This window comes from Streptomyces botrytidirepellens, assembly GCF_003721215.1.
In the GTDB taxonomy this organism is placed as follows: Bacteria; Actinomycetota; Actinomycetes; order Streptomycetales; family Streptomycetaceae; genus Streptomyces; species Streptomyces himastatinicus.
In genome coordinates this window covers 1-9,684 of record NZ_RIBZ01000749.1, presented here as the reverse complement: position 1 = coordinate 9,684, position 9,684 = coordinate 1, and the positions used below count along the sequence as shown (strand labels likewise).

Sequence of the window (9,684 nt, the reverse complement as noted above, 5' to 3'; positions counted from 1 at the left end):
GCTGCTCGCGGCCCGCCGCGGCGCGCTGACCGAGGGGCAGCGGTGGTGCGCCCGGGCGGTCGAGCTGGGCCCGGCGGAGGTCGCCGAGCGGGCCGCCCGGCTGCGGGACGCGCTCCAGCAGGAGCTGACCGCGTAGACCCTCCGACGGGGGCCTAGAAGGTGTCTTGGGGCCCTCGCCGGTGACGCCCGGGTAACCGGTTTGCTCCCGGCGTTGGCCTCGGGTTAAGGTTGCTTCACACCGACGCGGGGTGGAGCAGCTCGGTAGCTCGCTGGGCTCATAACCCAGAGGTCGCAGGTTCAAATCCTGTCCCCGCTACGAGAACGAAGGGCCCGGATCTTCTGAAGATCCGGGCCCTTCGTCATGTCCGGCCCCGAGAAGGGGCTCCCGAGGGATGACCCGAGCGGATATGCGTGACCCCGGGGCGCCGGTGGCGCTCCCGGGGCCTTGTGCCGTCAGGCCGCGCAGTCGGGGCAGACCCCGCGGTAGGTCACCTCGACCGCGGAGACCGCGAAGCCGAACCGTTCCTGTGCGGGCAGGTCGGCCAGGGGGTCGCCGACGGGGTGGACGTCGCGGATCGTGCCGCAGCGCGCGCACACCAGGTGCTGGTGCGCGTGGTGCGCGTTCGGGTCGTAGCGCTTCGCCCGGCCGTCCGTGCTGACCTCGATCACCTCGCCGAGCGAGACCAGCTCGCCCAGGGTGTTGTACACCGTCGCGCGGGAGATCTCGGGCAGACGGTCGGCCGCCAGCGCGTGTACCTCGTCGGCGGTGTAGTGCACGTGGTCCCCGTCGAGGACCTCGGCGACGACACGCCGCTGCGCGGTCAGCCGCCAGCCGCGTCCCCGGAGTCGTTTCAGCAGGTCACTCATGCCATTCACCTATCAGTCAGATAAGGACAGGGTAGCAGTGGTCGCGTCCATGCCCGGATCGGGTATCAGTCTCCAGGCCTTCTTGACTTAGACAATGTCCAAGATAGGATCGAGTTCGATCGAGCTCGCACCAGACCGGGGGCTCGGACCGGGGGACAGACGCGAGTACGCAGGAGGCGCACGTGACGGTCCAGGAGAACATCACGGGTCCGCTGACCACGGAGTCCGGGGCTCCGGTGGCGGACAACCAGAACAGCGAGACGGCGGGCGCCGGCGGTCCGGTCCTCATCCAGGACCAGCACCTGATCGAGAAGCTCGCCCACTTCAACCGCGAGCGGATCCCGGAGCGGATCGTGCACGCGCGCGGCGCCGGGGCGTACGGCACCTTCACCCTGACCCGCGACGTCTCCCGGTGGACGCGCGCGGCGTTCCTCTCCGAGGTCGGCAAGCAGACCGAGACGTTCCTGCGCTTCTCGACGGTCGCGGGCAACCTCGGCTCGGCGGACGCGGTGCGCGACCCGCGCGGCTTCGCGCTGAAGTTCTACACCGAGGACGGCAACTACGACCTGGTCGGGAACAACACCCCGGTGTTCTTCATCAAGGACGCCATCAAGTTCCCCGACTTCATCCACACCCAGAAGCGCGACCCGTACACGGGCTCGCAGGAGGCGGACAACGTCTGGGACTTCTGGGGCCTGTCGCCCGAGTCCACCCACCAGGTGACCTGGCTGTTCGGCGACCGCGGCATCCCCGCCTCGTACCGCCACATGAACGGGTACGGGTCGCACACCTACCAGTGGAACAACGCCGCGGGCGAGGTCTTCTGGGTCAAGTACCACTTCAAGACCGACCAGGGCATCAAGAACCTGACCTCGGAAGAGGCCGCGGTGCTCGCGGGCCGGGACCCGGACAGCCACCAGCGCGACCTGCGCGAATCCATCGAGCGCGGTGACTTCCCGACCTGGACCGTCCAGGTGCAGATCATGCCCGCGGAGGACGCGGCGACCTACCGCTTCAACCCGTTCGACCTGACCAAGGTCTGGCCGCACGAGGACTATCCGCCGATCGAGATCGGCACGCTGGAGCTGAACCGCAACCCGCGGAACATCTTCGCCGAGGTCGAGCAGTCGATCTTCTCGCCGGCCCATCTGGTGCCCGGCATCGGCCCGTCCCCGGACAAGATGCTCCAGGGCCGTCTCTTCGCGTACGGCGACGCCCACCGCTACCGCGTCGGCATCAACGCCGACCATCTGCCGGTGAACCGTCCGCACGCCACCGAGGCGCGCACCCACGGCCGCGACGGCGTGCTGTACGACGGCCGCCACGCGGGCGCCAAGAACTACGAGCCGAACAGCTTCGGCGGCCCGGCGCAGACCGACCGGCCGCTGTGGCAGCCGTCCGCGGTCAGCGGTGTGACCGGTGACCACGAGGCGCCCTCGCACGCCGAGGACGACGACTTCGTCCAGGCGGGCACCCTCTACCGGCTGATGTCGGACGAGGAGAAGGAGCGCCTGATCGCCAACCTCGCGGGCTTCATCGCGCAGGTCTCGCGCGACGACATCGCGCAGCGGGCGATCGACAACTTCCGCACGGCGGACGCGGACTACGGCAAGCGGCTGGAGGCCGCGGTCCAGGCCCTGCGCAGCTGAGGCGCTTGCCGTAAAACCGGAGAGGCCGGACGCCGCTGGGCTCCGGCCTCTCCGCGTTCGTACGGGTTCGCCCTGCCGGGGTCAGGCCAGTGCGGGCTGTGGCGCCGGGGCCCAGCAGCGGATGATGTCGCGCACCGACACCACCCCGACCGGATCACCCGCCTCCAGGACGATCAGATGGCGGAAGCCGCCCTGGCACATCGTGCGGGCCGCCTCCTCCAGGGTCCACCCTGGGGCGGCGAAGACGGCGTCGGCGGTCGTGTGGGCGTGTGCGGTCTCGTGGTCCGGATCCTGGCCCGCGCCGAGGGAGTTGAGGATGTCCCGCTCGGTGAGGATGCCGAGGCCGCTGGTGTCGGGGTCGAGCACGATGGCCGACCCGACCCGGCGGGCGGACATCAGGCCGGCGGCCTGACGGAGCGTATGTGCGGGGCCGATGGTGAGGACCACCGAGCTCATGGCGTCACGGACGTACATGGGCATGGATGGAGCCACCTCCTTGGTGTGCCTTTCCCGCCGTGTTCCGGGGGTGTCGTGCGGCGCCGGAACCGATCGAGAAAGGATTCACAAGTTCACAAGGTTCTGGATTCTCATGTTCACATGCTCCGGTGGGCACAACAAGGGCGCGCGGAAGCCCATCCGCCCCTTCGTACGCCTATACGCCCCGATTGACAGCCCTGCGCCTCCCGCTTACGGGCGCAGGTAGTCCAGCATCGCGCCGTGCAGCAGCCCGTTGGACGCCGCCGCGTCGCCGCTGTTCGGGCCCGGTACGCCGTCGAGCCCGGTGAAGCGGCCGCCCGCCTCCTGGACGATCACGGCGTTCGCCGCCATGTCCCACAGCGACAGCTCCGGCTCGGCGCACAGGTCCACCGATCCCTCGGCGACCATCATGTACGGCCAGAAGTCGCCGTAGCCGCGGGTGCGCCAGCAGGCGCGGGTCAGGTCGAGGAAGCCGGTCAGCCTGCCGCGCTCCTCCCAGCCGCTGAGCGAGGAGTACGCGAACGACGCGTCCCCCAGCTCGGCCACCTTCGACACGTGCAGCCGGGTCGCCGAGGACAGGCTCCGCCCGCTGTACGCCCCGAGCCCCTCGGCGGCCCACCAGCGGCGGCCCAGCGCCGGTGCGGAGACCACGCCGACCACCGGCCGGTCGCCGCCCGCGCCGCGCTCCATGAGCGCGATCAGGGTGGCCCACACCGGGACCCCGCGGACGTAGTTCTTGGTGCCGTCGATCGGATCGATCACCCAGCGGCGCGGCCCGGTGCCCTCGCTGCCGAACTCCTCGCCGAGCACCGCGTCCCGCGGGCGGGCGCGCTGGAGCTGGGAGCGGATCAGCTCCTCGGCCGCCTTGTCGGCCTCGCTCACCGGCGTCATGTCGGGTTTCGTCTCGACCTTGAGGTCGAGCGCCTTGAACCGCTCCATGGTCTGGGCGTCGGCGGCGTCGGCCAGTACATGGGCGAAACGCAGGTCATCGTGGTAGTCGGCCATGGCCGAACAGTATCGAGCCACATCGGGGCGATCCACAGGAGGCTCTTGACAGCATCTGGCGCGCCGTCAATTCTGTGCACGCGGAAAGCCGGGGAGGCGACGATGCCCGCAGCGCGTGAATCCTTGCTCGACGCGGCCTTCGCCGCCCTCGCGCGCCGCCCGTGGGCCAGGATCCGGATGACGGACGTCGCCGCGGCCGCCGGGGTGTCGCGGCAGACCCTCTACAACGAGTTCGGTGGCAAGGACGGCCTCGCGCGAGCCCTGGTGCGGCGCGAGGCCGAGGCGTATCTCAACGGCGTCGAGCGGGCCCTGACCGGGGTACCGGGCGCCGCGGGGCCAGGGGAGCGGCTGGCGGCGGCGGCCGTGTGGACGGTCCGGGCCGGGACCGAGAACCCGCTGGTGCGGGCGGTGCTCACCGGATGCTGGAGCGAACGGCTCCCGTGCCCCGCGCTGTCACCCGCGCCCCCGTCACCCACACATCCGGCCCCGCGCGGTGGCCAGCCGGGCCCGCCGCGCCCGCCGGGCTCACCGCGCTCGTCCCGGGTCGCCGCCGTGGAGCCGGTGCCCACGCCCGTCGATCTGCTGGGCCAGGCACGGGACCGCGCGGTGCGGCTGCTGGAGGCGGAGTGGCCGCCGGGCGGGCCGGTGGAGCTGGCGCGGGCCTGCGAGACGGCCGCGCGGCTGGCGCTGTCGTACGTCCTGGTGCCCGCGCCCCCGGTGGAGGTGGCGAGCGCGGTGCGCGGCGCGCTCGCCCGTAACCCCTAGTGCCCCGAGCCGGACAGCTGGAGGCCCACCACGCCGATGATCACCAGCGTGATGGAGACGATCTTCAGCACGGAGACCAGGTCGTTGAGGAAGACCATGCCGTAGATCGCCGTCCCGGCCGCTCCGATGCCCGTCCAGACCGCGTACGCGGGCCCCACGTCGAGCTTCTTCAGGGACAGCGTCAGCAGTCCGAAGCTGCCGAGCGCGAACGCGCAGAACGCGAGCGTCGGCCAGAGCCTGGTGAAGCCGTGCGAGAGCTTGAGGCAGACGGCGAAGCCCGTTTCCAGGAGCCCGGCGACCACGACCAGCAGCCACGCCATACAGATTCCTCCCGTACGTACCGCTGACGGCTGCGTTTGTTTGCCTGGGTTGGCCTCTCGCCCGGTTGCTTCGGTGCGATTATCCCTTTACCTCACCGGGGAGGCGGCAAACCCGGGTCAGTCGCCCTCCCGCCGTTCGCGGGTGGCGAGCAGCCTCCGCAGGGAGTACAGCCGGGCCGGGTCGGCGTGGCCGTCGGCCACCCACTGGTCCAGGGCGCAGTCCGGCTCGTCGTGGCTACAGGCGCGCGGGCACTCGTCGGTGCCCGCCGCCAGGTCGGGGAAGGCGTGGATGACCCTCGTCGGGTCCACATGGTGCAGTCCGAAGGACCGCACGCCCGGCGTGTCGATCACCCACCCCTTGTCGTCCGGAAGGGGCAGCGCGAGCGCCGAGGTGGTGGTGTGGCGGCCGCGGCCGGTGACCGCGTTCACCCGTCCGGTGGCCCGTTTGCGCTCCGGCACCAGGGCGTTGACCAGAGTGGTCTTGCCGACGCCGGAGTGGCCGACGAAGACCGTGATCCGGTCGGTGAGACGTTCCCGCATCCGGTCCGCGGCCTCCCCGTCGGCCAGCTCCTCGCGGTTGGTGACGACAAAGGGCACGCCGAGCGTCCGGTAGGTCTCCAGGAGGCCGTCGGCGGGCGCCAGATCGGACTTCGTGAGGACGAGCAGCGGTTCGAGCCCCGCGTCGAACGCCGCCACCAGACAGCGGTCGATCAGCCGCGGCCGCGGCTCGGGGTCGGCGAGGGCGGTGACGATGGCCAGCTGCTCGGCGTTGGCGACGACCACCCGCTCGAACGGGTCGTCGTCATCGGCGGTCCGGCGCAGTACGGAGGACCGCTCCTCGACGCGCACCACGCGCGCCAGGGTGTCCTTGGCGCCGGACAGGTCGCCCACGACCGCGACCCGGTCGCCGACCACGACGCCCTTGCGGCCGAGTTCACGGGCTTTCATGGCGATGATCGTGCGGCCCTCGATGAGGACATGGAGCCGACCGCGGTCGACGGTCAGGACCATGCCCTCGGAGGCGTCCTCGTGTTTGGGGCGGATATGGGTGCGCGGACGGTTGCCCTTGCGGTTGGGGCGGACCCGTACGTCGTCCTCGTCGGTGTGCTTGCCGTAGCGGCGCATGGCGGAACGCCCTCAGGCTCTCCGCGCCGTGGCTGTCGCCGCGTCGAGCATTCCGGTCCACAGGCCGGGGAAGTCGGGCAGGGTCTTGGCCGTGGTCGCCACGTTCTCGATCTGGACGCCCTCGACGGTCAGGCCCAGCACGGCGGCGGCGGTGGCCAGCCGGTGGTCCTCGTAGGTGTGGAAGATCCCGCCGTGCAGCGGGCGCGGCCGGATGCGCAGCCCGTCCTCGGTCTCGGCGACCTCGCCGCCGAGTTCGTTGATCTCCTTGGCGAGGGCGGCCAGCCGGTCGGTCTCGTGGAGCCGCAGATGGGCGATGCCGCGCAGGACGGACTCGGAGTCGGCCAGCGCCGCGACCGCCGCGATCACCGGGGTCAGCTCGCCGACCTCGTGCAGATCGGCGTCGATGCCGGTGATCCGGCCGGTGCCGGTGAAGGTCAGCCCGGCGTCGGTCAGCTCGCAGGAACCGCCCATGTCGGTGAAGATCTGCCGCAGCGCGTCACCGGGCTGGGTGGTGTGCTCCGGCCAGTCCGGGATGGTCACCCGGCCGCCGGTGACCAGGGCGGCGGCCAGGAACGGCGCCGCGTTGGACAGATCGGGCTCGACGACCAGGTCGCGGCCGAGCAGCGCGCTCGGCGCGACCCGCCACACGCCCTGCTCGCCGCCCGCCTCCGGCGTGTCGACCCGCGCGCCCGCCGCGCGCAGCATGTCGACGGTCATCCGGATGTGCGGCAGGGAGGGCAGCGCGGCGCCGATGTGGCGCACCTCGACCCCCTGGTTGAAGCGCGGCGCGGACAGCAGCAGCGCGCTGACGAACTGGGAGGACGCCGAGGCGTCGATGCGGACCGGGCCGCCGTCCAGCGCCCCGCCGCCGTGCACGGTCATCGGCAGCGCGCCGCGGCCGTCGTCGTCGATGCGGGCGCCGAGGGCGCGCAGGGCGTCGATCACGCCGTGCAGCGGGCGCTCGTGCGAGCGCGGGTCGCCGTCGAAGCGGACCGGGCCGTCGGCGAGGGAGGCGACCGGCGGCAGGAAGCGCATCACGGTGCCCGCGTTGCCGACGTCGATGGTGGCCGGGCCGTGCAGTCCGGCGGGAATGACCCGCCAGGCCTCGCCGCCGCCGGAGGAGCCGCCCGCGCCGAAGGCGCTGTCGGAGACCGTCTCCTCGATGCCGACGCCCATCGCGCGCAGCGCGTCGGCCATCAGCAGGGTGTCGCGGGAGCGCAGCGGCCGGCGCAGCCAGCCGGGCTCGGCGGCGAGCGCGGCCAGGATCAGACCGCGGTTGGTGACGGACTTCGATCCGGGCACGGTGACGGTCGCGTCGACCGCCCCGTCAGCGGTCGGGGCGGGCCAGAGGGCGGTGTGATCGCCCGGGGAAGTCTCAATGCCGGTCATGGGTCTCACTTTAGTGGCTCACCGAGAGTGCGAATCTTGATCAAAAGTGGCGAAACCCAGTCGAAACACAGCGCTGGTACAGGCGGTGGAGGGGCGCGACGAGGGTGTGTACGGGGCGCATCCGGCCCGTACGGGTCACAGTCGCAGCATCCAGCGGCCGCCGCCGATCAGCGAGCTCAGCGAGACGACGTGGAAGAGCAGCAGCCACACCACGGCCGGAACGTTGGTGAGCCGGGCCAGCTGATCGGGGTCGGAGTCGTACGCACCGCCGGACCGCCGCTTGCGCTGGAGTTCGAAGGGCGGGCGGACGCCGCCGAGCAGCAGGAACCACACCACGCCGTACGCGAACGCGGCCTGTACGTCCGGCTCGGTCAGCCAGGAGACGAGGAAGAAGGCGGCCCCGGCGGAGACGACCGTGAGCACGCCGTACGCGTTGCGGATCATCACCAGCATCACGGCGAGCAGCGCCGTCGTGCCCCACAGCAGCGCCGTGATGTGGTTCGCCGCCAGCAGCCAGGCGCCGAGCAGCCCGATCAGGGAGGGCGCGGTGTACCCGGCGGCCGCCGTGAGGACCATGCCGATGCCGGTGGGCTTGCCGCGCGAGACGGTCAGCCCCGAGGTGTCCGAGTGCAGCCGGATGCCGTCCAGGCGCCGCCCGCTGAGCAGCGCGACCAGTCCGTGGCCGCCCTCGTGGGCGATCGTGATCGCATTGCGGGATATGCGCCAGGAGGTGCGGAAGACGACGACGGCGAGGGCTATCAACCCGGTGGAGGCCACCAGCCACAGCGTGGGGTCGGGCTGGGCGCCCACGACCCGGTCCCACAGGTCGGCGGCGTTCGTTACGTCCATGTGCGGGCGGCTCCTCGCGTCGGGTTGCGTCGTGGCAGTGTGGCACCTATGTGCGGTCGATACGCAGCGAGCCGGAGACCCGAGGATCTCGTCGGGGTCTTCGGGGTGGAGAAGTGGGAGCCGGAGGAGACACTGGCGCCCGACTGGAACGTCGCGCCCACCAAGGACGTGTACGCGGTGCTGGAACGCCCGCTCAAGGGCCCCGAGGCCGAAGCCGCCGGGCCGCAGCCGGTCCGCCAGCTGCGGGCGCTGAAGTGGGGGCTCGTCCCGTCCTGGGCGAAGTCCCCCGAGGGCGGCGCGAAGATGATCAACGCCAGGGCCGAGACCGTGCACGAGAAGCCCTCGTACCGGCGCCCCTTCGCCGCGCGCCGCTGCATCCTGCCCGCCGACGGCTACTACGAGTGGGTCACCGGGTCGGGGGAGCGGCAGCTGGAGGAGAAGGGGAAGCGTAAACGGCCGCGCAAGCAGCCATACTTCGTGACCCCGGTGGACGGTTCGGTCATGGCGATGGCCGGGCTGTACGAGTTCTGGCGGGACCGCACGCTGCCGGACGAGCACCCGCGCGCCTGGTGGGTGACCTGCACCGTGATCACCACCGAGGCGGAGCGGGAGCCGTTCGCGGGCGGCGCCGCCGGGGACGAGGGCCCGCGCTCGCTGGCCGACATCCATCCGCGGATGCCGCTCGTCCTCACCGAGGACCGGTGGGCCTCCTGGCTGGATCCCGCCCGTACCGACCCCGACGATCTGCTCCCGCTGCTGGCACCGCCGCCCGCGGGGCTGCTGCGCGCGTACCCCGTCGCGACCGGGGTGAGTGACGTCCGTAACAACGGCCCGGAGCTGTTGAAGGAGCTGGAGGGCCCGGAAGAGGGCACGCTGTTCTGATGACGCGCACCAAAGGGACCACGGGGACCACTGGGACGACTGGGACGACGCCCACCGCCGAGACCGTGCCGACCCCGGGCGGCGACGCCCGCATCACCTGGCACCACGCCTCCGGCGCGCACACCGTGCTGGCCGTCTCCCACGGCGCGGGCGGCGGCATCGAGGCGCGCGACCTGCGGGCGCTGGCCGCCGCGCTGCCGCCGCGGGGAGTGAGCGTCGCGCTGGTCGAACAGCCGTGGCGGGTGGCGGGCAAGAAGGTCGCGCCCGCCCCCAAGACCCTCGACACCGGCTGGCGCGCGCTGTGGCCCGCGCTGGAGCGGCCCGGCCTGCCGGTCGTCGCGGGCGGCCGCAGCGCG

10 protein-coding genes, 1 tRNA gene and 1 pseudogene are annotated in these 9,684 nt (G+C 72.0%); 5 read left to right on the top strand and 7 right to left on the bottom strand.

Translation table 11 applies throughout. The features are described 5' to 3' along the window. Nucleotides 1–242 precede the first annotated feature (242 nt). Nucleotides 243–316: transfer RNA gene (locus tag EEJ42_RS38155), tRNA-Met, on the top strand. Nucleotides 317–453: 137 nt separating this feature from the next. On the opposite strand, the gene EEJ42_RS38150 is transcribed toward EEJ42_RS38155, so the two are convergent. After that, nucleotides 454–867, bottom strand: coding sequence for a Fur family transcriptional regulator (locus EEJ42_RS38150; protein WP_123106756.1), 414 nt, complete (start codon nt 865–867; stop codon nt 454–456). Nucleotides 868–1,049: 182 nt separating this feature from the next. Between EEJ42_RS38150 and EEJ42_RS38145 the strand changes: the two genes are divergently transcribed. Continuing rightward, a complete protein-coding gene (locus tag EEJ42_RS38145; RefSeq protein ID WP_123106755.1) occupies nt 1,050–2,516 on the top strand; it encodes a catalase in 1,467 nt (488 codons plus the stop codon). Nucleotides 2,517–2,597: 81 nt separating this feature from the next. On the opposite strand, the gene EEJ42_RS38140 is transcribed toward EEJ42_RS38145, so the two are convergent. Beyond that, nucleotides 2,598–2,990, bottom strand: coding sequence for a CBS domain-containing protein (locus EEJ42_RS38140; protein WP_123106754.1), 393 nt, complete (start codon nt 2,988–2,990; stop codon nt 2,598–2,600). A 213-nt stretch (nt 2,991–3,203) separates the two neighbouring features. Further along, on the bottom strand, nt 3,204–3,998 hold the full coding sequence (hisN, locus tag EEJ42_RS38135) for a histidinol-phosphatase (RefSeq protein ID WP_123106753.1): 795 nt from the start codon (nt 3,996–3,998) through the stop codon (nt 3,204–3,206). A 102-nt stretch (nt 3,999–4,100) separates the two neighbouring features. Here hisN and EEJ42_RS38130 point away from each other — a divergent pair, with 102 nt between their 5' ends. Next, on the top strand, nt 4,101–4,763 hold the full coding sequence (locus EEJ42_RS38130; RefSeq protein ID WP_123106752.1) for a TetR/AcrR family transcriptional regulator: 663 nt from the start codon (nt 4,101–4,103) through the stop codon (nt 4,761–4,763). Here EEJ42_RS38130 and EEJ42_RS38125 read toward each other — a convergent pair. The 4 genes from EEJ42_RS38125 to EEJ42_RS38110 form a co-directional block, all read right to left on the bottom strand. Continuing rightward, nucleotides 4,760–5,083 carry a DMT family transporter gene (locus tag EEJ42_RS38125; protein ID WP_123106751.1) on the bottom strand — a complete coding sequence of 108 codons (324 nt, stop codon included), beginning with the start codon at nt 5,081–5,083 and terminating at the stop codon, nt 4,760–4,762. The two genes, EEJ42_RS38130 and EEJ42_RS38125, sit on opposite strands and share 4 nt — an antisense overlap. A gap of 117 nt (nt 5,084–5,200) precedes the next feature. Continuing rightward, entirely contained in the window at nt 5,201–6,208 is a 1,008-nt protein-coding gene (gene rsgA, locus EEJ42_RS38120; protein ID WP_123106750.1) for a ribosome small subunit-dependent GTPase A, read from the bottom strand. Between the two features lie 12 nt (nt 6,209–6,220). Then, complete coding sequence (gene aroA, locus EEJ42_RS38115) at nt 6,221–7,597, bottom strand: 3-phosphoshikimate 1-carboxyvinyltransferase (RefSeq protein ID WP_123106749.1); 1,377 nt, start codon at nt 7,595–7,597, stop codon at nt 6,221–6,223. A gap of 135 nt (nt 7,598–7,732) precedes the next feature. Further along, nucleotides 7,733–8,446, bottom strand: a complete 714-nt coding sequence (locus EEJ42_RS38110; protein ID WP_123106748.1) for a M50 family metallopeptidase — start codon at nt 8,444–8,446, stop codon at nt 7,733–7,735. A 48-nt stretch (nt 8,447–8,494) separates the two neighbouring features. Between EEJ42_RS38110 and EEJ42_RS38105 the strand changes: the two genes are divergently transcribed. Both EEJ42_RS38105 and EEJ42_RS38100 read left to right on the top strand, forming a co-directional pair. Then, nucleotides 8,495–9,328, top strand: a complete 834-nt coding sequence (locus tag EEJ42_RS38105) for an SOS response-associated peptidase (protein WP_123106747.1) — start codon at nt 8,495–8,497, stop codon at nt 9,326–9,328. Continuing rightward, nucleotides 9,328–9,684, top strand: a pseudogene (locus EEJ42_RS38100) (hydrolase); the annotation flags it as partial. The gene EEJ42_RS38105 and the pseudogene EEJ42_RS38100, both read left to right, overlap by 1 nt.

Coding starts and splice junctions, on each gene's coding strand:
- EEJ42_RS38150 (WP_123106756.1), bottom strand. CDS start 867: ATGAGTGACCTGCTGAAACGACTCCGGGGACGCGGCTGGCGGCTGACC.
- EEJ42_RS38140 (WP_123106754.1), bottom strand. CDS start 2,990: ATGTACGTCCGTGACGCCATGAGCTCGGTGGTCCTCACCATCGGCCCC.
- hisN (WP_123106753.1), bottom strand. CDS start 3,998: ATGGCCGACTACCACGATGACCTGCGTTTCGCCCATGTACTGGCCGAC.
- EEJ42_RS38130 (WP_123106752.1), top strand. CDS start 4,101: ATGCCCGCAGCGCGTGAATCCTTGCTCGACGCGGCCTTCGCCGCCCTC.
- EEJ42_RS38125 (WP_123106751.1), bottom strand. CDS start 5,083: ATGGCGTGGCTGCTGGTCGTGGTCGCCGGGCTCCTGGAAACGGGCTTC.
- rsgA (WP_123106750.1), bottom strand. CDS start 6,208: ATGCGCCGCTACGGCAAGCACACCGACGAGGACGACGTACGGGTCCGC.
- aroA (WP_123106749.1), bottom strand. CDS start 7,597: ATGACCGGCATTGAGACTTCCCCGGGCGATCACACCGCCCTCTGGCCC.
- EEJ42_RS38110 (WP_123106748.1), bottom strand. CDS start 8,446: ATGGACGTAACGAACGCCGCCGACCTGTGGGACCGGGTCGTGGGCGCC.
- EEJ42_RS38105 (WP_123106747.1), top strand. CDS start 8,495: ATGTGCGGTCGATACGCAGCGAGCCGGAGACCCGAGGATCTCGTCGGG.